Annotated in this window: 22 protein-coding genes; 17 read left to right on the forward strand and 5 right to left on the reverse strand. The window is 42.3% G+C overall.

Annotated elements, in window-relative coordinates; translation table 11 throughout:
• Positions 1–75: 75 nt before the first annotated feature.
• The 3 genes from LCU_RS09280 to rpiA form a co-directional block, all read right to left on the reverse strand.
• Positions 76–1,422 carry a C1 family peptidase gene (locus tag LCU_RS09280; protein ID WP_056967168.1) on the reverse strand — a complete coding sequence of 449 codons (1,347 nt, stop codon included), beginning with the start codon at positions 1,420–1,422 and terminating at the stop codon, positions 76–78.
• Between the two features lie 307 nt (positions 1,423–1,729).
• Positions 1,730–3,052, reverse strand: coding sequence for a C1 family peptidase (locus tag LCU_RS09285; RefSeq protein WP_056966945.1), 1,323 nt, complete (start codon positions 3,050–3,052; stop codon positions 1,730–1,732).
• Positions 3,053–3,339: 287 nt separating this feature from the next.
• The gene (gene rpiA, locus LCU_RS09290) at positions 3,340–4,023 is read right to left on the reverse strand and encodes a ribose-5-phosphate isomerase RpiA (RefSeq protein WP_056966947.1); all 684 of its coding nucleotides are present in this window, start codon (positions 4,021–4,023) and stop codon (positions 3,340–3,342) included.
• A gap of 180 nt (positions 4,024–4,203) precedes the next feature.
• Between rpiA and LCU_RS09295 the strand changes: the two genes are divergently transcribed.
• From LCU_RS09295 to LCU_RS09340, 10 genes are all read left to right on the forward strand, one after another.
• Positions 4,204–4,743, forward strand: coding sequence for a dCTP deaminase/dUTPase family protein (locus LCU_RS09295; protein ID WP_004265089.1), 540 nt, complete (start codon positions 4,204–4,206; stop codon positions 4,741–4,743).
• Between the two features lie 78 nt (positions 4,744–4,821).
• A complete protein-coding gene (gene radA, locus LCU_RS09300) occupies positions 4,822–6,186 on the forward strand; it encodes a DNA repair protein RadA (RefSeq protein ID WP_039098345.1) in 1,365 nt (454 codons plus the stop codon).
• Positions 6,187–6,216: 30 nt separating this feature from the next.
• A complete protein-coding gene (locus LCU_RS09305) occupies positions 6,217–7,329 on the forward strand; it encodes a PIN/TRAM domain-containing protein (RefSeq protein WP_004265009.1) in 1,113 nt (370 codons plus the stop codon).
• A 541-nt stretch (positions 7,330–7,870) separates the two neighbouring features.
• A complete protein-coding gene (cysS, locus tag LCU_RS09310) occupies positions 7,871–9,277 on the forward strand; it encodes a cysteine--tRNA ligase (RefSeq protein WP_056967009.1) in 1,407 nt (468 codons plus the stop codon).
• Positions 9,274–9,681 carry a Mini-ribonuclease 3 gene (locus LCU_RS09315; protein ID WP_004265086.1) on the forward strand — a complete coding sequence of 136 codons (408 nt, stop codon included), beginning with the start codon at positions 9,274–9,276 and terminating at the stop codon, positions 9,679–9,681. The genes cysS and LCU_RS09315 overlap by 4 nt, the downstream gene beginning before the upstream one ends.
• Positions 9,668–10,555, forward strand: a complete 888-nt coding sequence (gene rlmB, locus LCU_RS09320; protein WP_080752752.1) for a 23S rRNA (guanosine(2251)-2'-O)-methyltransferase RlmB — start codon at positions 9,668–9,670, stop codon at positions 10,553–10,555. Before LCU_RS09315 ends, rlmB begins: the two co-directional genes overlap by 14 nt.
• Before the next feature lie 3 nt (positions 10,556–10,558).
• Entirely contained in the window at positions 10,559–11,092 is a 534-nt protein-coding gene (locus LCU_RS09325; RefSeq protein ID WP_004265051.1) for an NYN domain-containing protein, read from the forward strand.
• Positions 11,093–11,167: 75 nt separating this feature from the next.
• On the forward strand, positions 11,168–11,725 hold the full coding sequence (locus tag LCU_RS09330; protein WP_035185909.1) for a sigma-70 family RNA polymerase sigma factor: 558 nt from the start codon (positions 11,168–11,170) through the stop codon (positions 11,723–11,725).
• 278 nt (positions 11,726–12,003) lie between these two features.
• Entirely contained in the window at positions 12,004–12,321 is a 318-nt protein-coding gene (locus LCU_RS09335) for a PTS sugar transporter subunit IIB (RefSeq protein WP_004265021.1), read from the forward strand.
• 106 nt (positions 12,322–12,427) lie between these two features.
• Complete coding sequence (locus tag LCU_RS09340) at positions 12,428–12,787, forward strand: YccF domain-containing protein (RefSeq protein WP_004265057.1); 360 nt, start codon at positions 12,428–12,430, stop codon at positions 12,785–12,787.
• Positions 12,788–12,937: 150 nt separating this feature from the next.
• Here the strand turns inward: LCU_RS09340 and LCU_RS09345 are convergent, their stop codons facing one another.
• Positions 12,938–14,881, reverse strand: a complete 1,944-nt coding sequence (locus LCU_RS09345; RefSeq protein ID WP_004265038.1) for an ABC-F family ATP-binding cassette domain-containing protein — start codon at positions 14,879–14,881, stop codon at positions 12,938–12,940.
• A gap of 195 nt (positions 14,882–15,076) precedes the next feature.
• Between LCU_RS09345 and LCU_RS09350 the strand changes: the two genes are divergently transcribed.
• A complete protein-coding gene (locus LCU_RS09350; RefSeq protein ID WP_004265080.1) occupies positions 15,077–15,724 on the forward strand; it encodes a redox-sensing transcriptional repressor Rex in 648 nt (215 codons plus the stop codon).
• 52 nt (positions 15,725–15,776) lie between these two features.
• On the opposite strand, the gene LCU_RS09355 is transcribed toward LCU_RS09350, so the two are convergent.
• On the reverse strand, positions 15,777–16,409 hold the full coding sequence (locus LCU_RS09355; protein ID WP_004265005.1) for a CPBP family intramembrane glutamic endopeptidase: 633 nt from the start codon (positions 16,407–16,409) through the stop codon (positions 15,777–15,779).
• Positions 16,410–16,580: 171 nt separating this feature from the next.
• Between LCU_RS09355 and groES the strand changes: the two genes are divergently transcribed.
• The 6 genes from groES to LCU_RS09385 all read left to right on the forward strand — a co-directional run bounded on the left by groES (position 16,581) and on the right by LCU_RS09385 (position 23,288).
• Positions 16,581–16,865, forward strand: coding sequence for a co-chaperone GroES (groES, locus tag LCU_RS09360; RefSeq protein ID WP_004265176.1), 285 nt, complete (start codon positions 16,581–16,583; stop codon positions 16,863–16,865).
• A 35-nt stretch (positions 16,866–16,900) separates the two neighbouring features.
• Positions 16,901–18,526, forward strand: coding sequence for a chaperonin GroEL (gene groL / locus LCU_RS09365; RefSeq protein WP_004265033.1), 1,626 nt, complete (start codon positions 16,901–16,903; stop codon positions 18,524–18,526).
• Positions 18,527–18,780: 254 nt separating this feature from the next.
• Positions 18,781–19,257, forward strand: a complete 477-nt coding sequence (locus tag LCU_RS09370) for a coiled-coil domain-containing protein (protein ID WP_056967174.1) — start codon at positions 18,781–18,783, stop codon at positions 19,255–19,257.
• Positions 19,258–19,489: 232 nt separating this feature from the next.
• Positions 19,490–19,807 (forward strand): C40 family peptidase, encoded by a 318-nt coding sequence (locus LCU_RS09375; protein WP_080563390.1) that lies wholly within the window; start codon positions 19,490–19,492, stop codon positions 19,805–19,807.
• Between the two features lie 232 nt (positions 19,808–20,039).
• Complete coding sequence (locus LCU_RS09380; protein WP_004265141.1) at positions 20,040–21,869, forward strand: APC family permease; 1,830 nt, start codon at positions 20,040–20,042, stop codon at positions 21,867–21,869.
• A gap of 615 nt (positions 21,870–22,484) precedes the next feature.
• Entirely contained in the window at positions 22,485–23,288 is an 804-nt protein-coding gene (locus LCU_RS09385; RefSeq protein WP_004265113.1) for a TIGR00282 family metallophosphoesterase, read from the forward strand.
• Positions 23,289–23,292 lie beyond the last annotated feature (4 nt).

Below are 23,292 nucleotides of genomic sequence, written 5' to 3' on the forward strand. Positions count from 1 at the left end.
TTTAGACGATTAAAGTTCTAATATCAAAAAAGGGGCTGAGACAAAATTTGCTTTTGTCTCAGCCCCTTTTACTGTTTAGCGACTTGCTAATGCGCCCATTGGATCCCATGGTGCGAGAACGGTTGGGTGATCGTATTCTTCTGTTTCAATGCGTTTCATTTCATCCGTTAAGAAGCGTTTGTTGATCACGATTTGATAAACAAATTCGTCAAACCAACTATCACTCATGACGAAGTAACCTTTCGTCCCAACTTTGTCACCCCATGAGTTTTCAACCTTCCATTTGGTTGGTTGACCATCGACGAGGTCGACACCGGTGATGACCATCGCATGGGTCATGAGACTTTCACCGTAATCAAGGCGTTCGCCTTTAGAAATTGAAAGATCCATGCCGAGCATGGCATCTTTTTGATAAATTTCAGTGTCCATGATGCCGAGTTTGCGATCAGATGATTGGCCTACATCGCTACCGAACCAAACGGATTCACCTGCTTGTAGTTGTTTAATCGCGAGTTGTTTGAAGGTGTCGATGTCGAGGTTTAAATGCCGCACTTCACGGCCACCGACCACATTGCCCAACATTTCAACGCTGTATAAGTGGTTGTATGGTTTGTCGGCAGTTGGTGAGTTAATCAATGAAACGTAATTTTCGAGGTCCCAGCCAACGTATTTTTGATAGAACGTTTGCGGTGTGAGGCCTTTTTCGATGTGATAGTTGTGATCATCATCGCGGTATTCAAAGTCGAATTCAACGGGTGGTTCGCCCAATGCATAAACGAGCATCCGGTAAACTTCGGTTAACATCGCGTCTTTTTTAGCTTGGATGTCGGCTTCGCTAACACCGTCGGCTACTAATTGGCGTAATGTAACGGCATCTTTACGGAGTTTAAGGTTCAAAACGCCGTTGAGTTCGCTTGATTTTTCACTATTATATGTTTCGGGCATGACTGACTTAGGTACAATCCCGTATTTTTCGATGAGTGCGCAGAGCATGTCCCATTGGCCGCCATCTTGTTGGGGCGTTGTCATTAAGAAGTCGACTTTGCGGTCGCCAATTGGTTGGCTGGCAGTCTTCAAGACGTTTTCGTAGAAGTAGTTTGATTTTTCGAATTTGTCCCAGAAGTTGGTGTAGTTTTGGGACAATTCGAAATCCTTAATTTTGAATTGGTCTTGGAGGCTGTGGCGCATTGTATTTAACGCGGCGAACATCCAGCAACGACCAGATTGCTTTTGATTGGAAACGGCACCGGTATCTAAGTCGATTGAAAAAACGGGGGCCATTTTGGCTTTTGAATCGGTATTAGCACTCGTGGCTAAAAAGCCGTTGTTCATAATGGCATTTTTAATTGTGTTGGATTGTGGTGTTGCCTTGAAATCGGCTTTGAATTGTTGAATATCTTTTGCTGTAATGGGTTGAACCATGTGGAAAACCTCCTCTAAAATTTGGTGGGTTAAATTAAATTACCCGGTTTGAATGGCATTATTTTTTTGAAACGTGCTTTCATCAACAACTTCTTCCGCCTTACCTCACTTGCCAAATCGGCGACTGCATTGCCAATTCGTCAAGTGCTGTAAGTGCTCAGAAGTAACCCGTTGATGGCGCACTCTGATTTGAAACGTGCTCCGTAAGCCATATCCTTCCGGTTAACCCTGAACGTCAAACGATTGCTGGCGCAATCCTTCGCCGTTCTGTGTTAATCCTCAGGATAAACTCGGCTTACTACGCACTCTATTGCAGTGCGTCCCATGGGTCTAGCTTAATTGGGGTTTTTGTGAGTGCGGCTTGTTCTTCTTTTGTAAGGTACGCTTTTTTGACAATTACCTCGTAAACGTAGTCGTCAAACCAAGCGTCGCTCATACTGAAGTAACCTTTTGTACCGACTTTGGCACTCCATGTGTTTTCGACTTTCCATTTCGTTGGTTGGTCGTTTACGAGGTCGACACCGGTGAGGGTCATCGCGTGGGAAACAACGCCTTGTCGGTAGTCAAGTCGTTGGTCTTTTGGCATCGTCAAATCGAAACCAAAGAGTCCAGAATAGTCGTAAAGGTTGCGATCAAGCCAGCCTTTTTGTCGGTCCATATCCGCGAGCACGTCATTGCCAAACCAAATTGTTTCACCGTTTTGTAAGGATTGGATAGCCAGTGCTTTTAAACGTTCAGGGGGTAAGTTTAAGAGGCGCATTGGGTGACCTTCGACTACCGTGTTTTGCGATTCTAAACTGTAGAGTTGGTTGTATTGTTTACTTGTTTGGGGGCTGCTGACAACGGTGATGTAGTCGTCAAAGTTGCGATTGAGATATTTTTGATAGAAACTTTGCGGGGTTAAACCGCGGTCTTCATGGTAATTTTGGTCGTCATCGCGATAGGTGAAGTCAAACGTTTCGACTGGTTCGCCGAATGCGTAAACACATAGCCGATAGATTTCACTTAAGAAACCAGTCCGCGTTTCACTGATGGTTGTTTCGCTAGCGTTGTCAGCAACAAGTTGCCGTAATTGAATCGCATCTTTGCGCAGTTTCAAATTAAGAGTGCTGTTGAATTCAGTGGTTAAGTCACTGTTATAAGTTTCGGGCATGACCGACTTGGGCACAGCACCGTATTTTTGAATCAGTGCCACTGCGTTGTCCCATTGGCCACCGTCAAAATCGGGACCAGCGAGGGTGAAGGCGACTTCGCGATCCGTAATCGGCTTGTCGGCAGTTGCTAAAATCTTTTCATAAAAGAGGTTCGCCTTTTCGATGCGATCCCAGAAAGATAGATAATTTTGGGAGAGTTCGAAATTCTTAACGTGATATTTCTGTTCGAAATCGTGGCGTAATGTATTTAGAGTGGCAAATAACCAGCACCGCCCACTCTTTTTTTGAAAGCTGACATCACCAGTGGGGAGGTCGATTGAGTAGGTTGGATCAAGGGTGACGGCAGCATCGGGGCGTTGACTAACGGCGTTAATGCCATTCGTCATCACAGCATTTTTGAGCGTCGTTGCTTGTGGCACGCCAGCTAAAGCGGTCCGCATCTTGATTAAATTATTATGTGTAATTTCTTGGGTCATCTAATCACTCCTTAATTTTTGAATTAGTTTAATTCTAGTTGATTAGATGGGAGATGTAAACCGAATAACGGGGATAAAGCTAAAAGAATGGTGATTGATAAATGTGAAAGAAAACGATTTATATGAGAGCACGGGACACAAAAAAACGAACCGCTGAGGGTTCGTTTGGAAACGTGCTTTTTAAAGCTGACGCTTGCGCTTAGCTACGTATTGCAAACGACCGATTTTGTCGGTCATTTAAAACACTGTGCTAGTGCACAGTGTCAAATCTGCTTTAAACGCACGCTTTATTTTGCTGTTAAAATCTTCACGCCATCAGGTGCGCCAACCACGACTTGGTCGACGATGTCTAGGAATAGGCCATGTTCAACAACGCCGACTTGTTCACTGAGCCATGATGCCAGTAGGTGGGGATGTTGGACTTGGTTGAGGTGTAAATCGATGACGTAGTTTTTAGAATCAGTTAAGACGTGTTGGCCGTCTGCAGTCATCCGGAATTCTGGATTTAAGCCTTCTTTAGCCATTTTGTTGAACACTTGTTGGCTGCCAAATGGAATCACTTCAACTGGTAGTGGGAAGCGACCGATTGTATCGACCACTTTTTCTTGATCGACAATCCAAATGTTGCGGGTTGAAGTAGTTGCGACTAATTTTTCGAATAAGTGCGCAGCACCGCCGCCTTTAATCCCTTGGAAGTTGGCATCGACTTCATCGGCACCATCGATGGTTAAATCAATGTGGTCGACATGGTTGAGTGCTTTGACCGGAATCCCAAGTGATTTGGCTTGTTCTTCAGTACGAATTGAGGTGCAGACACATGTTAAGTTGAGGTGTTCTGCTTGTACCCGTTTTGCAAGGGCTTCCACCATGTAAACTACTGTTGAACCTGTTCCGAGTCCTAAAATCATGTTATCTTCGACAAAATCCACTGAGCGTTCAGCTGCCATCTTTTTCATTGCATTCTTATCCATCAAGACACCCCTTTTGTATTAATAAATCTATTATACGAAAAAAACGCTTTAATTGGGCGCTTTTTGTTAAATTTTTAATTAAATCAGTCTTAGGCATTATTCACAGCCTCCGCGGTTTCATGGTATGATACAGTGGTACAAAAAGAACCCAAATGGGCGATAATATTAGGAGTTTTAGGAATGAAAAAACGCGGCTTTGAAATTGTGACCAAATACCAAGAGGCGGGATTGAGTTTACCGGTGCGTTCAACAGCGCATTCGGCGGGCTACGACTTTGCTTGTGCGGAGGACTTCGTGTTGCCATCAATCTGGCATTACAACTTTGTGCGTTTGTTCCGAATGATTCGAAATGGCAAACCGTTAGTGGATGACGATTTTGAACGTGCATCAAAAACATTGAAACCCTTTCTAGTACCGACCGGGATTAAGGCTTACATGCAAGACGACGAATATTTAATGATCGCCAATCGTTCAAGCAACCCACTCAAAAAAGGGTTAATTTTACCCAACGGCGTCGGCATTATCGATGCGGATTACTACGGCAATGATGCCAACGAAGGTGAAATTTTTATCCAAATGGTTAACTTCAGTCCGCGGGATGTTATCTTGAAAAAAGGTGAACGAATTGGACAAGGCATCTTCATGCCATATTTAGTCGCAGATGATGAAGCGACGGTAACCACCAAACGAACGGGTGGGTTTGGCTCATCTGGTCGCTAAACGTTAATCGCTAGGTCGCCGAAAATTCACAAACTTATGTTAAAATAAAACTAATCTCGATAATGAAGGAGAATCTTTGTGGCTAAAATTAAGACTCAGTTTGTTTGCCAAAATTGTGGCTATAGTTCCCCGAGATTCTTAGGTCGGTGCCCGAATTGTGGCGCTTGGAACCAAATGGTCGAAGAACGTGAACAACCTGCAGCTAGCGCGAAATCAAGTTTTACGATTTCAGGGCGGGCAACTGAACCAGAACAAATCAGCACCGTTAATATTCAAAAGGAACCGCGTATTAAAACTGAATTAAACGAACTCAACCGCGTGCTTGGCGGTGGAGTGGTACCGGGCTCATTGATTCTAATTGGTGGGGATCCTGGGATTGGAAAATCAACGTTACTCCTACAAGTTTCCGGACAACTTGAAAAGGTTGGTAAGATTCTTTATGTTTCTGGTGAAGAAAGTGCATCCCAGATTAAGATGCGGGCTAACCGGCTTGATGTGAATGGCGATCAACTTTACTTATATCCTGAAACGGATATGGGCAATATTCGGCATCAGATTGAAACAATGAAACCCGACTTTGTGGTGATTGATTCAATTCAAACGATGAGCGAACCAGAAGTGACTTCCGCAGTCGGTAGTGTTTCACAAGTGCGTCAAGTCACCGCTGAATTGATGCGCATTGCGAAGACGAACCAGATTACGATTTTTGTGGTTGGGCATGTCACTAAAGAGGGCGCTATTGCCGGTCCTAAGATTTTGGAGCACATGGTAGATACTGTGTTGTACTTTGAAGGGGATACGCATCATACTTACCGCATTCTTCGCTCGGTTAAGAACCGGTTTGGTTCAACCAATGAGATTGGGATTTTCGAAATGCGTGAAGCCGGCTTAAAAGAAGTCGCGAACCCATCCGAGATTTTCCTAGAAGAACGTTTGGCAGGGGCGACAGGTTCAGCCGTGGTTGTTTCGATGGAAGGCACGCGACCCATCTTGGTCGAGTTACAGACCCTAATTACCCCAACACTATTCGGGAATGCAAAGCGCACGTCTTCAGGGTTAGATCATAATCGAGTCTCCTTGATTATGGCGGTGCTTGAAAAGCGTGCTAGTCTCATGTTATCGAACCAAGATGCGTATTTAAAAGCAACTGGCGGTGTTAAATTAGATGAACCTGCGATTGATTTGGCGATGGCTGTTTCGATTGCATCAAGCTATCGGGATAAAGAAATTCCACCAACTGATTGTTTCGTCGGTGAAATCGGTCTGACTGGTGAAATTCGCCGGGTCAACCGGATTGAACAACGCGTCAGTGAAGCTGCTAAATTAGGCTTTAAACGTATTTATGTACCAAAGAATAACTTACAAGGGTGGGACGCACCGACGGATATTCAAGTGATTGGTGTGACCACGATTGCAGAAACTTTAAAGAAAGTATTCAACTAGGCATAAGTTGGAGCGAGAGGAGGTTGAACGATGCAACAAAAACGATTTACTAAAAAAAGAATATTAGGAATTGTGTTCATTATCTTAGGAGGTGCGCTTGGAATTACGGCGTTCCCAGTATTTTGGCCATTAGTTCATTTGGAAGACATGATGTATCTCAATAACGGTATTACTAACGCCATTTTAGGGGCCATTATTTTCTATCTATTATTCTTGGCGCTGGCAACACCAATGTTGAGAGCTATGCACCGGCTTGAAAAAGCCTTAACGAAACAATCACCTAGTTTTATTTTATTTGGGAGTGTTTTTTCACTAATTGGATTGTTATTAGCAAACGTTGTTTCGATTCCGCTATACCGGATGCCCATTTTTGCATTAAATACAGTTGTGCCCATTTTATTGATGATTGCCTTAGGGTATCTCGGCTTTCGAATTGGGACAACGCGAATGGAAGAATGGCGCCGTTTGATGCAACCTAAGAAACGCAATGCTGATGTATTAGAACGTAAAGTCGGCGATAATTTCCGTAAGTATAAGATTCTAGATACGAGTGTGATTATTGACGGCCGAATAAAAGAAATTGCTAAGACGGGCTTTATCGAAGGCACATTGATGGTGCCAAACTTTGTCTTACATGAACTACAATTAATTTCAGATTCCGCTGATAATTTGAAGCGGGCACGTGGGCGCCGTGGATTGGATATCTTAAACGATATTCAAAAAGATGATAGCTTGTCTGTTGAAATGTACGACGGTGATTTCGAAGATTTAACGGAAGTCGATAGTAAACTCGTTAAATTGGCAAAATTACTTGATGGGATTGTCGTGACGAATGATTATAACTTGAACAAGGTCTGTGAATTTCAAAACGTACCGGTCTTCAATATCAATCAACTCGCTAATACGTTGAAGCCCGCAGTTTTACCTGGAGAAGCGATGACCGTGACGGTGGTGAAAGCCGGAACAGAACGACAACAAGGGGTTGCTTATCTTGATGATGGCACGATGATCGTTGTTGAAGATGGCCAACATTACTTAAATAAACCGCTAGAAGTCATTGTGACAAGTGCGCTTCAAACCGCTGCGGGGCGGATGATTTTTGCCAGACCAGCGCATCAACAAAAAGGCTTGAAAGAAAAATAGCCACGCAGAACACTTTACACGGTCGTCAATAATCTGTATCATGGAGACCAACTAAACCGTTAAAATTGATGAAGAGAAGAAGTAGATGATGCCAATTGTTAAGAGAGCTTTCGAATTGCTGGAAGAAAGCCGATTGACCCATCGAAATGCACCTCTGAAATGCCAAGTGACTTTGTGACTTAGCCGGGACACCGTTACCTGTTCAAGGCATTTTTGCAAAGAAAAGTGGAACCACGCTCAATCGGCGTCTTTTGTTAACCAACAAAGGACGCTTTTTATTTGGAAGAGTGCGTTTGAAACGGTTTGACTTCGAGCATTTGCCTAATACCGTGAGGGAGCGCCACCGGCGATCGTTTGCGGTATGGAGCAAAGCACAGAAGTCAGTTTCAAAAAGCACGTTTAGAAGAAGAGTGCGACAGCAGGTGGTTATATTTTGAGCATTAACTGGATTTGACGAATTGGCGATGCAATCGCCGATTGGGCAAATTTGGTTAAGCGCAGAAATAAGCCTGCAAGAGCACGTTTAAGAAAGGAAGATTCGATGTTAACCGTTTATAATACCCTCACACGTCAAAAAGAAGTCTTCAAACCGATTCAAGCAGACCGCGTTAAAATGTACGTCTGTGGACCAACTGTGTATAACTATATTCATATCGGGAATGCGCGCAGTGCGATTGCCTTTGATACGATTCGGCGCTATCTCGAATACCGTGGCTATCAAGTCGATTATGTCTCAAACTTTACCGATGTTGATGACAAGATGATTAAGGCTGCGAATGCGGAACAAATCACGGTTCCGGAATTAGCTGAACGCTATATCACCGCTTTTAAAGAAGACACCCAAGCACTTAATATTGAAACGACGACGCTCAATCCGCGGGCGACAGAAAACATTCCAGAAATTATCGCGTTCATTCAAGATTTAATTGATAAAGGTTATGCCTATGCCGTTGATGGCGATGTTTACTATCGTGCCCGTAAATTTAAGGACTATGGACATCTAGCTGGTCAAGATATCGATCAGCTCGAACAAGGGGCCAGCGAACATACAGCAACCGAAGAAACCCTACGTAAGGAAGATCCAATCGACTTTGCCCTTTGGAAGTCAGAAAAAGGGACCGACATTGCTTGGGATTCACCTTGGGGTAAGGGTCGACCAGGCTGGCACATCGAATGTTCGGTCATGTCGACCAAATATTTAGGCGATACGATTGATATTCATGGCGGTGGCCAAGATTTAGAATTCCCACATCATGAAAATGAAATTGCTCAAAGTGAAGCGAAGACTGGTAAACATTTTGTCAACTATTGGTTGCACAATGGCTTTGTGACAGTCGGGGATGATGATCAAAAAATGAGTAAGTCACTGGGCAACTTCGTGACGGTGCATGATTTGATTCAAGAAGTTAATCCACAAGCATTACGTTTCTTGATGAGTAGCACGCAATATCGCCGACCAATCCGCTACAGTGAATCATTGTTAGCTGAAGCGCAAACGAATCTGGATCGTTTAAAAACGACCCTCGATAACTTAGCGTTCCGCCAAGCGACTGCTGAAGCGGGTGCAGACGCAGACATTGCCGCACAAGCGGCAAGCTTGGAAGACGCCTTTGTGACAGCGATGGATGATGATTTTAACGTGCAAAACGGGTTAACAGAATTGTATGAACTCGCTAAGCTTAGTAATCAATACCTGGAACGGGCTACCGTCCAAGCTGGTACGTTAGTGGATTTAACTACCCGTCTAACGCGCTTGTTAGCCATTTTTGGTGTTGAGTTTAAGGCGGCCCAACTGTTGGACGCAGAGGTCGAAAGCTTGATTGAAGAACGCAAAGATGCACGGGCAGCAAAGGATTTTGCCCGCAGCGATGCGATTCGCGATCAATTGAAAGAACAAGGGATTATTTTGGAAGATACACCACAAGGAATGAGATGGAGACGCGCATGAAAAATGCTTTACAACTAAACGGGATTGCGTTGGCATATATGGGCGATTCAGCCTACGAAGTGTATGTCCGCGCCCATTTGCTAGAACTCGGTTTAACCAAACCAACGCGCTTGCAACAAGTGGCGACACATTATGTGTCGGCTAAAGCGCAAGCTGCTTTGATTGGTTTGATGATCGATGATAATTATTTAACAGAAGAAGAAATGAATATTTTTAAACGCGGTAGAAATGCCAAAAGTTATACGAAAGCCAAGAATACGAGTGTTTCGACTTATCGGACCTCAACGGGCTTTGAAGCAGTTTTTGGCTATCTATACTTAACTGAACAACAAGAGCGCGTCGCTGAATTAGCCCACTGGTGTATTCAACAAGTCGACGCTGGGAGGACCCATGAGAAAAAATAATAACCAACCATTCAAACAAAAGAACAACGAATTCAATAGTCGTCGGACGGCCAATAATTCGGCAAAGCCAACGCGCCGTCCAGCTAACAAGAAACCAGCAGCACCCGTCGAAGAAGCAGTTGTTGAAGAACAAACTGATTTCGTCATCGGAAAACACGCTTCTTTAGAAACATTGAAGACCAGTGATGCGAAGAAAATCAATAAAATTTTCTTACAAGATGGCTTGAAGGCTGACTTTGTCCACGATGTTGTGAAATTAGCGAAAGAAAAACGTCTAATCATTCAAAATGTGCCTAAAAATAAGTTGGACTTATTGAGTGACCGTCAAAATCACCAAGGGATTATCTTAGCAATCGCACCGTTTGAATATGCGAGTGTTGATGATATTTTCGCTAAGGCCAAAGCCCGAGAAGAAGAACCGTTTATCTTAATCTTGGATAACTTGGAAGATCCCCACAACTTGGGTTCAATCATGCGGACAGCTGATGCGGTTGGTGTGCATGGGATTATTATTCCTAAGCATCGTGCGGTGGGGTTAACATCAACAGTTGCTAAGACATCGACTGGTGCGATCGAACATATCCTAGTGGCGCGTGTCACGAACTTAACACAAGAAATTAAGAAATTGAAGGACCGTGGTCTTTGGATTTTTGGCACCGATATGGCTGGTACCGACTATCGTAAGTGGGATGCTAAAGGACCAATCGGCTTAATCATTGGTAATGAAGGCAAGGGGCTTTCACCAATTGTTAAAAAAGAAGTTGATCAAACGTTGACGATTCCAATGGTCGGTCATGTGCAAAGTTTAAATGCGAGTGTCGCTGCGGGGGTTTTAATGTATCAGGCTTATAATAGCCGTCAACCTTTGGTATAGCAGATGAAAAAACAGATCTTAATTGCAGATGGTTATAATATCATTGGGAACTGGCCCGAGCTGAATAAGTTGAAACAAAATGATCATCTCGCGGATGCGCGTGATCGCTTATTGCAGATATTATCAGAATATCGCAAGTTTCGTGAGATTGAAGTCATCTTAGTATTTGATGCAATGTATGTGCCAGGGATTAAACAAAGTTATGTGCAGTATAATTTGGAAGTTGTCTTCACCGATGAGGATGAAACAGCGGACAGTTATATCGAAGGCTTAGCGGGTAAATTAATGTCGCCGATTACGCAAGTGACGGTGGTTTCGAGTGATCAAGCTGAGCAGTGGACGATTTTTTCACGGGGCGCATTGCGGGTGTCTTCGCACGATTTTTATCGTGAGATTCGCCGAACGCACCGTGAAATTGACCATGATGCCAAGCATTATCATGATCGGACCTTGCAACGGAATATGCCGTGGAATCCGGCGCAACTAGATCAACTTGCACAGGTGCGAGATGCACTAAGTGCTGAAAAAGATGATTAAACAAACGTTCTCTTAATAAATGTACGATAACTTGTTAAGATAAAGGCGTGGGGTTGCGTGAGAGGTGGTTCATTGATGGAATTAGCAAAACGTGATGCAAACTTAATTCAAGCGGTGGTTGAAAACGATTCTGAGGCGTTGGATGTTTTATTTAAAGCCTACCTACCAATGGTTTATCGCACCTTTACTCCATATTATATTCGCTTATTTGATGAGGACGATTGGTTACAAGAAGCGCGAATCGTCTGTTATGAGACTTGCCAGTGTTATGATCAAAATTGCGGCAAAAGTTTTGGTGGTTTTTATAAATTACGCTTTCACCACCACGTATTAAACTTGATTCGCAAAGAACTTGCTCAGAAACGACGGGTCGATCAGCAAGCCCTGTTATTTGATTGTTGTCCGGAATGCAATGCGCTCGCTGAAGATACCGTGGCATACTATCAGTCAACGGTTGAAATGCGGGCGTACTTAGAGACACTATCTGCTTTAGAGTTAGTGGCCTTTCGGGTTTTGACGGGGCAACTAGCAGTTGAGCAAGCGTGTAGCCAGCTAGATTGCACGTTTGAACAGATGAAACGGGCACAATCGCGTTGCCAGACAAAATTAAAACGATTCTATACTAAACAATAAAATAGCTAAAAGCTGCTAACCGACGATTTTTAGGCATTGGTTAGCAGTTTTTTGTGTTTAGTAGGGAGCATAAAAAATACTTTTCATGCGATAAAATAACAGGTGACAGGTTAATGATTGGGATAGGTCAACAAAATGGGCGGCTTATATATTTTTAAATAACATTAATTGACATTAATAAAGAAAGCGCTTATACTAAAAACATAGAGGAAATGAAAACGCTTTTTATAAGCCTTTTATCGCTTTCTAACCAATTAAAATTTAAGGGGTAATTCATTATGGCAGAAAAAACAATCATGTTATGTTGTGCAGCAGGGATGTCAACAAGTTTATTAGTTTCAAAGATGCAAAAGGCCGCTGAAGCACAAGGTTTAGACGCAGAAATTTTTGCAACTGGCGCTTCAGATGCAGACAACCAACTCGAATCTAAAAAAATTGACTGCGTACTATTAGGCCCTCAAGTTCGTTTCATGGAAGGTCAATTTAAAGAAAAATTGGCACCAAAAGGAATCGGTGTTGAAGTAATTGATATGAAGGCTTACGGCATGATGGACGGCGAAACTGTCTTGAAACAAGCGTTAGCATTAATCGGTTAAAAAAAGATTAAGAAAAGCGGTAGCGACCTATTTTTAGGCGGCTACCGCTTTTTTTGTTTATGAATCAGGTATAATTAAGGTAATCAAGTATAAAGGAGTTTATTCAATGAGTTTAATTGGTACATTAATTTGGTGGCTATTCGGGGGATTAGTAGAGGCTATCGGTTGGTTTATTCTGGGGATTGCCTGGAGTATTACGATTATTGGAATTCCAGTCGGGCTACAATGTTTTAAGATTGGCGCATTGACCTTGATGCCGTTTAACGCAACCGTTGTTTCAACGGGGGGTGCAGGTTCGTTTTTATTAAACATTGTTTGGTTTTTCTTAGGTGGTCTTGTGATGTGGGCGAGCCATGTCTTTTGGGGGCTATTATTATCAATTACGATTATTGGGATTCCATTTGGCCGGCAACACTTTAAGCTAGCGGCGTTATCGTTAAGTCCGTTCGGCAAACAAATTAATTAAAATGCAAAAGGGCAACGATATTGATCGCTACCCTTTTTTATGTGGTGCAGGCATATTTCTGTGCTTAGCTACACAAGTCAAACGATTGCTTGTAGCAAGCATTCGCCTTGTTAGGCTGATGCTCGCAGCATAACCGGCTTTTGACGCACTCTATTGTGTTAGTTCTTCTAGTGCCATCGCTTGTTCTTCCCAGTCTGATTCTGTTTGAGCGAGTTCAGCTTGGACTTTTTCTAGGTCTTGTTGTAGTTCTTGAAGCATGAGGGGTTTAGTAATTACGTCTGCTTGGGTCATTTGTTCTTGGATTGCGTTGGCCTTAGTCTCTAGTGCGGCCATTTTTTCTTCTAAAGCAGTAACTTCGCGTTCTAGTTTCCGTTGTGCACGTTGGTTTTCCTTACTTGCTTTGTAGGCATCTAGTGCATTGGCACTTGGTTGGATAATTGCACTGTTTTGGCTAGCTGCTTCTGCGTAAGCTGTTTCTTCAGCTTTCTTGGCGAGGTAGTAATCGTAATCACCGAGGTATCGTTTGCTACCAGTATCTGATAGTTCGATAATGCCAGTGGCGACTTGATTGATGAAATACCGGTCATGGGAAATGAAGAGGACGGTGCCATCGAATTCACGGAGGGCTTTTTCCAAGACTTCCTTGCTATCAATGTCCAAATGGTTCGTTGGTTCATCCATGATTAAGAAATTGTCATGGTTCATCGCGAGTTTCGTCAAGAGTAAGCGGGCTTTTTCACCACCACTGAGTTGTGACACAACCTTTAAAACATCGTCACCGGTGAATAAGAAACTACCAAGTAGTGTGCGAATTTCCTTTTCAGGTGTTGTATGGTGTTCATCCCATAATTCGTTGAGGACGGTTTTGTTAGTGTGTAAATTGCGTTGCTCTTGATCGTAGTAGCCCATTGAAACGTTACTACCGACTTTTTCATGGCCTTTGATGAACGGAATTTGGTGCAAGATACTTTTGAGAAGGGTCGATTTACCAATTCCGTTAGGTCCGATGATGGCTAAGCGTTCGTGGCGGTTCACTTCAAAATTGATTGGTTGTACCATGATTTTATCGGGGGAATAGCCGACAGCGGCATCGCTTACTTGCAATACTTCGTTACCGCTTGGATGTTCGCTTTCGAAATGAAAATGAATTTTACCGGCTTCGTTTTGCGGCCGGTCTAATTTATCCATCTTTTCGAGTTGACGGCGGCGACTTTGGGCTTGTTTCGTGGTACTTGCGCGCACTAAGTTTTTATCAACAAAGGTCTGAAGTTTATCGATTTCAGCTTGTTGTTTTTCATAAGCCTTCCATTCGAGTGAGAGGTTAGCTTCTTTTAAACTTAAGAAATGGCTGTAATTACCGGTATAATGGGTCAATGTGTGGCGACTCATGTCGTAGACTTCTTTAGTGATTTTATCTAAGAAGTACCGGTCATGCGAGACGGTGAGCAAGGCACCGGGATAAGTTTGTAAATAATTTTCCAACCATGTTAGTGTTTCGATATCTAAATGGTTCGTTGGTTCGTCCAAAATAAGGACGTCTTTTTTCTCAAGCAATAACTTAGCAAGTGCGAGTCGCGAGCGTTCGCCTCCCGATAGTGTACTGATTGGCTTTTCAAAGGTGTCTTCTGGAAATTGGAAACCATGTAAGACGCCACGGATTTCGGCTTCATAGCCGTAACCATTAGCTTCAGAGAAATCGTGTTGGACTTGGTCATATCGTTTTAGTAAGGCTGCATATTCTTCGCTAGCATGGTCAATGGTTGTGTCCGCAATTGCGGTCTCGAGTTCATGCATTTGGGCTTCCATTTGGCGGAGATCATCGAAAATGGTTAACATCTCCGCATAGATTGTCCGGGTTGAGTCTAAGCCACTATCTTGCGCTAAGTAACCGACTTGAGCATTTTTGCTAAGAATGATTTGGCCTTCATCAGGCGTTGTGATGCCGGCAATCATTTTTAATAAGGTTGATTTACCAGCCCCGTTTGGACCAACGAGGGCAACACGGGCGCGGTCTTGTACTTCGAGTTGTGCGTTTTTGAAAAGGTAATCGCCGCCAAAACTGCGTGCGACTTGTTGAACTTGTAATAATATCACGGCTAAAAATCCTTTCGTGCGGTGTTTTTTAAAGTTAATTGCGTTCATTTTTATAATACTACTGTCAACTATCATAACAGATTTAAACGATGGACAGTCAAAATTGTAAATATATTGCTTTTCACAAGAAAATTCAGTATGATTTCAGTATGGTACTACACTATTTTCACAAGCAAATCAAAAAGGAGGTTTCAAATGGTTGAGAATAATATCCCAAGAGCAACTGCAAAACGATTGCCTTTATATTACCGCTATTTAAACTTTTTGAACAATTCAGGGAAAACTAAAATTTCCTCTACTGGATTATCTGAAGCAGTTAAAGTAGATAGTGCGACAATTCGTCGTGATTTTTCATATTTCGGTGCACTGGGCAAACGTGGTTATGGCTATGATGTCGCTTCGTTGCTAGATTTTTTCAAGAAGACCTTGAACCAAGATCGATTGACAAACGTTGCATTGATTGGGGTGGGGAATTTAGGCCACGCCTTATTGAACTACAACTTTAAGCAAACCAATAATATTCGGATTAGCGCAGCATTTGATGTTAAACCCGAAATGATTGGAACAATTCAAACCGGTGTTCCTGTCTATTCAATGGACGAGATGGCCGAACAATTGAAGAACCAACAGATCGAGATTGTCATTTTAACAGTGCCAATTGATGAAGCTCAAGAAGTCACCGATGAATTAGTGGCCGCTGGGATTAAAGGGATTATGAACTTTACGCCAATTCGAATTTCTGTGCCATCAAACGTGCGGATTCAAAATGTTGATTTGGCTAAAGAACTACAAACTTTGATTTACTTCCTCGATAATTATACTGATGAACAAAATCAAGAATAAAAATAGCGTTTAAACAAGTTGCTCGTAGTAGCCGCCTGTTTGAACGCTTTTTTTAACGATTGAGATACAGTAAAGTGACGATCAGGTTCATCCCAGCATGGCTGATGATTGTGGTGAAAATCGAACCTGTCTTGCGGTACAGCCAACATAGGAAAAGACCGATGGCCGTGTAGATTAACAAATGCCCGTCCTGATGTAAAAAAGCAAACAGTAAACTTGAAATGATGGCGGCTAAAATGCGGTTTAAGCGACTGGCTAATCCACCAAAGATTGCTTTGCGAAACGTGATTTCTTCCATAATCGGTGCGGCGATGGTCGTTGCTAAAATAAGAAACGGTTGTTGTTGCATCATGGTCATCAGTGAAATGGTGTTGAGCGATTTGGCAGTGATGTGGAGAATGTTTTGTTCAATGAAGCCGGCGAGAATCTGAATTACTAAGACCAGTACAATGCCACACAACCCCCAAATGATAATGGGTTTGAGTGGGAAAGGCCGCTGCTCAATGGCATTGGCTTGTGTGCGTTGATTAAGATAGAGTAACCAGGCGGCACCGAGGCAATCAACAATGGTTGTGATTAGAAAAAACGAGGCAGATAGATGACCAAAACGGACGACTGCACTAGGAATCAATAAAATGAACAAATAGCTAATGATAATTGAAAAATTTTGTTTGTATAGCGTCATGTGAAAGCTCCTCAAAGGTTGTTGTGACAATAGCTTAGCGTATTAGCATTCAAATTGCAAAAGTGCTAGCATAATACTTGCAATGTTCTGAAAAAATGCTATGATAAAAATTGTGATTAGCACTTGAGATGATAGAGTGCTAAAAAAGTAAAATTGATGGAGGGATTTTAAGTGTTAAAACCATTAGAAGATCGCGTGATTATCGCCGTTAAAGACGAAGAAGAACAAACAGTAGGTGGGATTGTTTTGGCAAGTAATGCTAAACAAAAACCACAAACCGGCAAAGTAGTCGCAGTTGGTACCGGCACATTAACAAGTGACGGCAAACGAATTCCACTTGATATTAAAGAAAACGATGAAGTTATTTACGATAAATATGCAGGTTCAGAAGTTGAATATGAAGGTCAACAATATTTAGTGCTCCATGCTAAAGATATTATGGCTATTGTTGAATAATAATAAACAAAAAAATTTTTTGAGGTGAATAAATTATGGCAAAAGAACTTAAATTTTCAGAAGACGCACGTTCAAAAATGTTGGCAGGGGTTGACCAATTAGCCAACACAGTGAAAACAACATTAGGACCAAAAGGCCGGAACGTTGTTTTGGAAAAAGCTTACGGTTCACCAGAAATTACTAATGATGGTGTGACAATTGCTAAAGCAATCGAATTAGAAGATCATTTTGAAAATATGGGTGCTAAGTTAGTTTCTGAAGTGGCTTCAAAAACGAATGACATCGCTGGTGATGGGACAACTACTGCTACTGTTTTAGCTCAAGCAATTATTCGTGAAGGGATGAAGAACGTCACAGCCGGCGCTAACCCAGTTGGGATTCGTCGTGGGATTGAATTAGCAACTAAAGAAGCTGTTAAGAAGTTACACGAAATTTCACACAAAGTCGAAAGTAAAGATGCCATTGCCCAAGTGGCTGCTGTTTCATCAGCTAACGAAGAAACTGGTCGTTTAATTGCTGATGCAATGGAAAAAGTTGGCAACGATGGGGTCATCACAGTTGAAGAATCAAAAGGGATTGATACTGAATTAAGCGTTGTTGAAGGGATGCAATTCGATCGTGGTTACTTGTCACAATACATGGTAACGGATAACGATAAGATGGAAGCTGACCTAGATAACCCATATATCTTAATTACAGATAAAAAGATTTCAAATATTCAAGATGTTTTACCACTTTTACAATCAATCGTGCAAGAAGGTAAAGCCTTGTTAATCATCGCTGATGATGTTGATGGCGAAGCATTACCAACACTTGTCTTGAACAAGATTCGTGGGACATTCAACGTGGTTGCTGTAAAAGCCCCTGGTTTTGGTGATCGTCGTAAGGAACAATTAGAAGATATCGCCACATTAACAGGTGCCACAGTGATTACAAGTGACCTCGGTCTAGAATTGAAAGAAACAACTATCGATCAATTAGGGACAGCTGGTAAGGTAACTGTTACAAAAGATGATACAACAATTGTTGAAGGTGCTGGTAGCAAAGATGCCATCGCTGAACGGGTTGAAAACATCAAGAAACAAATTGCTGAAACAACATCAGACTTTGACCGTGAAAAATTACAAGAACGCTTGGCTAAATTAGCTGGTGGCGTTGCAGTGATTAAAGTCGGTGCTGCCACAGAAACAGAATTGAAAGAACAAAAATATCGGATTGAAGATGCTTTGAACGCAACGCGTGCAGCTGTTGAAGAAGGCTACGTTGCCGGCGGTGGGACAGCATTAATCGATGTGATCGAAAGTGTTGCTGCGCTTAAAGAAGAAGGCGACGTTCAAACCGGGATTAACATTGTGCTTCGTGCATTGGAAGAACCTGTTCGTCAAATCGCAACCAACGCTGGTCTTGAAGGCTCAGTAATTGTTGAAAAAGTTAAATCACAACCAGTTGAAGTCGGCTACAATGCAGCCAACGGCAACTGGGAAAATATGATTGAAGCCGGCATCTTAGATCCAACTAAGGTGACACGTTCAGCATTACAAAATGCAGCTAGTGTGGCGGCCTTAATGTTAACAACTGAAGCAGTGGTTGCTGACAAACCAGAAGACAACCCAGCACCAGCAGCAGGCATGGACCCATCAGCAATGGGCGGTATGATGTAAAGAAGTGCGTTTGAAACGGGTTGGTTCTGAGCATTAACCTAAAAACGAGCGTTATGGCGGTTTTTGCCATAACGCTCGTTTTGTAGTTAAGCGGAAGTCGTTATAACCAAAAAGCACGATTAAATCCAAAGTTCCAAAACTGGCAAAAGTTTTGGAACTTTTTTATTTTTCAAAAAAAATGCGCATATATAAATTGTGCGCAACCCTATTAATTAATTTTGATTGCGGTATAATAATAGTTGGAGGTGTTGACAATGATTTTTCGAAACCGGCGGATACTGATAACCTGTTTAATGTTAGGTGGCTTCTTTTTAGCGCGACCACAAACGGTCCAAGCAACGCCTGAAGAAACGCAAACTGCCATTAAGACAGCACAAGATCATCTATCCGAATTGAATAATAATATTAGTAATTTAACGTTAAAAACAACGCAATTGAACGAACAAATGACTGCAAAACAGGCGGATATTAAAGAAAAACAAGACGAGTTCAGCAAAACATCTGCTGATTATCAAAAGCAAGTGGCGATTATTGAAGGTAACCTGCGGCAATTACAAACACGAGATAGCAGTTTTAATCTTGATATGATCGATAGTTTATTGTCGAGCCAAAGTTTGAGCGATTTATTCCAAAAAGGTTCAATCATCAATCGACTGTTAGACGCTAAGGCGGATAATGCCGCTGAAACGGCCTCATTAGCTGAAAAAAAGCTGAACAAAAGACTGAATTAGAAGCGCAACAGGCCAAGCTGGTATCATTATCACAGGAAAATGATGCTGCAATTAAGGACTTAGATCAACAAAAACAACAAGCTAACGACCAATTAACGCAACTACAAACGAAGTTCAAGAAAGAATTAGAGGCGCAAGCGGCTGCTCAAAAAGCGGCGAGTGATGCAGGTGCCGCATTAATTACTGGTAACAAGGATTTAATGAATAATAAGATTATCCAAGAAGCGGTTAAATATTTAGGCGACCCTATGTTTGGGGTGGCACCACACCCGAAGGATTTGACTGTTCTGGCTTAGTGCAATACGTTTACGCTAAAAATGGGATTAAATTACCCCGTGTTTCACAAGATCAAAGTAAGTTAGGCAAAGATGTACCGCTCAATGAATTACAACCAAACGACCTATTATTCTGGGGAGGGGTTGGAACAGCCCACCATGTCGCAATCTACATTGGGGATGGCTACTTTATCCAAGCACCACAACCTGGCGATAAAGTTCGAATTACTAAAATTTCAGATTACAAACCAGATTTTGCCCGTCGTTTATCATAAAAAATAAGAACTGACCAAGGAATCGAGGCGTTTCGATTACCTTGGTCAGTTCTTTTTTAAATTGTGGTAGTAATTCATGCGTAACTATAGTAGAATACGATTTGTTTGAATAAACGGCAATTATTTTTTTAAGTTATAGAGAAATTCAAAAGTCACTGTGTGGATTGCGACGAATGATATTCACATGAGGGCTTTTTATGTTAGAAATATTATTTAAAGGGGTCATATTGCTATGCAACAGTTAAAACGGATTTTTATCGGGAAACCGTTAAAATCTTCCGATGAGGGTAATCAAAAATTAGGACGCTTTAAAGCGTTAGCGATGCTATCTTCTGATGCATTGTCATCAGTGGCCTACGGGACAGAAGAAATCGTCATCGTATTGACGACCCTTTCGGCCGCGGCAATTTGGTATTCAATTCCAATCGCAGCCTTTGTGCTCGTATTGCTATTGTCATTAACTTTGTCATATCGCCAAGTGATCCACGCCTATCCAGGTGGTGGTGGCGCCTACGTTGTTTCCAGTGAAAATTTGGGGAAAAATGCTGGTTTAGTGGCAGGTGGTTCACTGCTTGTGGATTACATGTTAACCGTTGCGGTTAGTATTTCCGCGGGTGCGGAAGCGATCACCTCGGCCATTCCGGCATTGTATGGGCATCAAGTAGGGATTTCCTTCATTATCGTTTTGATCTTGATGGGAATGAATCTACGTGGGATGCGTGAATCAGCATCATTTTTAATGGTGCCCGTTTACTTATTCGTCTTGATGATGACTTTAATGATCATCGTTGGGTGTTATAAGATCTTCACAGGTGCGATTCCGTTCCACGCAACATCAACCGTTGGGGCTGTTGTACCAGGTGTTTCGATGGCGTTGATTTTTAGAGCCTTCTCATCAGGTTCATCATCATTAACTGGGGTTGAAGCCATCAGTAATGCGGTACCATTTTTCAAGAAGCCACGTGCAACAAACGCGGCTGAAACATTAGCAATCATGGCAGCCATCTTAGGTTTCTTCTTTGCTGGGATTACATTTTTAAACTACTGGTACGGCATTGTACCAGCAGAAAAAGTAACTGTTCTATCACAAGTGGCCCAACACACCTTTGGGAAAGGCTTTTTATTCTATATTGTGCAATTTGCAACGGCCTTTATTTTAGCCGTCGCTGCGAATACTGGATTCTCCGCTTTTCCAGTGTTAGCGTATAATTTAGCCAAAGACAAATATATGCCACACATGTACATGGATCGTGGCGATCGTTTAGGTTATTCAAACGGGATTATTACATTGGCGATTGGTTCAATGGCATTGATTTTCATCTTTAACGGGGATACATCACGCTTGATTCCACTTTATGCGGTTGGTGTGTTCATTCCATTTACGCTTTCTCAATCTGGGATGTTGCGCAAGTGGTGGGTCGAACGACCAAAGAATTGGTTTGGTAAATCAATTGCCAATTTTGTTGGCGCTTTGATTTCGTTTGCTATCTTAGTCATTCTCTTCGTTTATCGCTTACCTGATATCTGGCCATTCTTCATCATCATGCCTGTTATGATTTGGATTTTCTATAAGATTCATGATCATTACAAGAAAGTGGCGCTTCAACTACGCGTGAGTGCTAAAGAAGCCGTCTTGCATGATTATGACGGTTCAACTGTGATTGTCTTGGTCAGCAACGTGACCCAAGTAACCCGTGGTGCGCTAGATTACGCACAATCAATCGGGGATTATGTGATTGCGATGCATGTCTCAACGGATGAAAATCCAGCCAAGGAACGTGAAATTCAAGCTGAATTCAAGGAAGATTTTCCGAATGTCCGGTTCGTCGATGTCCATTCATCATACCGGTCAATTCAAAAACCAATTGTTCGCTTTGTTGACATTGTTAGCAAGAATGCGCAAAAACGGAACTTTACAACCACGGTCTTGGTCCCACAATTCGTACCAAGAAAACCATGGCAAAACATTTTGCATAACCAATCAAGTCTAAGACTAAGAACGGCATTTGCAAACCGCGAAAACATTATTATTTCAACATATAGTTATCACTTAAAACACTAGAAGTGCGACTCGATCTGAGTAGGCTTTGAGGATTAACAGTAAAATGGGCATTGTGGCGGTTCTTGCCATGATGCTCATTTTGCAGTTAACCGGAAAAGACTGATCGAGGAGCGCGTTAAAGAAAGAAGTGCGTTTAGCAACCGAGCATTAATACAAAATTGGCAGTTATCCCGAGTTGTGGGATGACTGCCAATTTTAGATTAAGCGGAAGTTGGTGCAACTAAAAGCACGTTAGAAGAGAAGTGTGTTTGAAACGGTTTGACTTTGAGCATTAGCCTAAATCTGTGAATGAGCGACGGAGTTGATCGTTTGCGGATTGTAGCTAAGCGCAAGAGTCAGTTTCAAAAAGCACGTTAAAAGAAGAAGTGTGTTCAAACCGATTATGTTCTGAGGATTAGCAAAATTAGACGAATAAGCGACGAAGTCGATTGGTTGGCTAATTAGGCTAAACGCAGGAACATGGTTTGAAAAGCACATTATCAGCCCCGCTCACCTTTTCGGTGCGCGGGGCTTTTTTTGTTTTTCTACGGGTACAGCAAAACTTTTTATTCTGGGCAAAAATTGCTACAATAGAAGCTATATCAAAGTCTGAGAAAGAACATTAAGGGGCGCAACATGCGAATTTTATTTATTGGTGATACAGTGGGCACAATGGGTCAAAAAATGATCAATGATTACCTACCAGCATTAAAGCAACAATACAAACCACAGGTGACCATTATCAACGGCGAAAACATCGCGGATGGTAAGGGGATGACTCAAAAGGATTATAAGAATCTTTTACAAGCTGGGGCCGATGCGATTACGATGGGCAATCATACTTGGAATAAGCGCGATATTTTAGAATTCATCGACGATGCTAAAAAATTAGTGCGGCCGGCCAATTTTCCGAAAGGAACGCCTGGGCAAGGGATGACAATGATTAACGTCAATCAAGCCAAATTAGCCGTGATTAACTTACAAGGGCGCGCCTTGATGAATGAACTACTAATTGATCCGTTTGAAATGTTAGATGAAATGGTGGCTGAAATTAGTAAAGAAACCAACTGTATCTTCGTTGATTTTCATGCCGAAACGACGAGTGAAAAACTCGCACTTGCTTGGTATCTTGATGGCCGGATTTCAGCGTTAGTTGGGACCCATACACATGTGCAAACAAACGATGCGCGCGTCTTACCTGAAGGCACAGCCGTTTTAACGGATGCTGGGATGACTGGCCCTTATAACGGGATTCTAGGCGTGAAGCGCGAAAAGATCATTAATCGGTTTAAAACACAACGGCCAGAACGGTTCGAATTAGTGACTGAAGGACCGGGTCAATTGAATGGCTGTTTAATTGAAATTGATGACAAAACGGGTCATGCTAAATCAATTAAACCGATCCAGATTTCACCAGATCACCCCTATACGCAATTTTAAGCAC

The sequence above is a fragment of the Latilactobacillus curvatus JCM 1096 = DSM 20019 genome (genome assembly GCF_004101845.1).
GTDB lineage: Bacteria > Bacillota > Bacilli > Lactobacillales > Lactobacillaceae > Latilactobacillus > Latilactobacillus curvatus.

Bases quoted from the DNA above. Each gene is read 5' to 3' on its own strand.
- LCU_RS09280 (WP_056967168.1), bottom strand. From the start codon at position 1,422: ATGGTTCAACCCATTACAGCAAAAGATATTCAACAATTCAAAGCCGAT.
- rpiA (WP_056966947.1), bottom strand. From the start codon at position 4,023: ATGGATAAGAATGCAATGAAAAAGATGGCAGCTGAACGCTCAGTGGAT.
- LCU_RS09335 (WP_004265021.1), top strand. From the start codon at position 12,004: ATGGCAGAAAAAACAATCATGTTATGTTGTGCAGCAGGGATGTCAACA.
- LCU_RS09295 (WP_004265089.1), top strand. From the start codon at position 4,204: ATGAAAAAACGCGGCTTTGAAATTGTGACCAAATACCAAGAGGCGGGA.
- LCU_RS09340 (WP_004265057.1), top strand. From the start codon at position 12,428: ATGAGTTTAATTGGTACATTAATTTGGTGGCTATTCGGGGGATTAGTA.
- LCU_RS09370 (WP_056967174.1), top strand. From the start codon at position 18,781: ATGATTTTTCGAAACCGGCGGATACTGATAACCTGTTTAATGTTAGGT.
- LCU_RS09305 (WP_004265009.1), top strand. From the start codon at position 6,217: ATGCAACAAAAACGATTTACTAAAAAAAGAATATTAGGAATTGTGTTC.
- LCU_RS09330 (WP_035185909.1), top strand. From the start codon at position 11,168: ATGGAATTAGCAAAACGTGATGCAAACTTAATTCAAGCGGTGGTTGAA.
- LCU_RS09285 (WP_056966945.1), bottom strand. From the start codon at position 3,052: ATGACCCAAGAAATTACACATAATAATTTAATCAAGATGCGGACCGCT.
- rlmB (WP_080752752.1), top strand. From the start codon at position 9,668: ATGAGAAAAAATAATAACCAACCATTCAAACAAAAGAACAACGAATTC.
- LCU_RS09355 (WP_004265005.1), bottom strand. From the start codon at position 16,409: ATGACGCTATACAAACAAAATTTTTCAATTATCATTAGCTATTTGTTC.
- groL (WP_004265033.1), top strand. From the start codon at position 16,901: ATGGCAAAAGAACTTAAATTTTCAGAAGACGCACGTTCAAAAATGTTG.
- LCU_RS09350 (WP_004265080.1), top strand. From the start codon at position 15,077: ATGGTTGAGAATAATATCCCAAGAGCAACTGCAAAACGATTGCCTTTA.
- LCU_RS09325 (WP_004265051.1), top strand. From the start codon at position 10,559: ATGAAAAAACAGATCTTAATTGCAGATGGTTATAATATCATTGGGAAC.
- LCU_RS09385 (WP_004265113.1), top strand. From the start codon at position 22,485: ATGCGAATTTTATTTATTGGTGATACAGTGGGCACAATGGGTCAAAAA.
- LCU_RS09380 (WP_004265141.1), top strand. From the start codon at position 20,040: ATGCAACAGTTAAAACGGATTTTTATCGGGAAACCGTTAAAATCTTCC.
- LCU_RS09315 (WP_004265086.1), top strand. From the start codon at position 9,274: ATGAAAAATGCTTTACAACTAAACGGGATTGCGTTGGCATATATGGGC.
- cysS (WP_056967009.1), top strand. From the start codon at position 7,871: ATGTTAACCGTTTATAATACCCTCACACGTCAAAAAGAAGTCTTCAAA.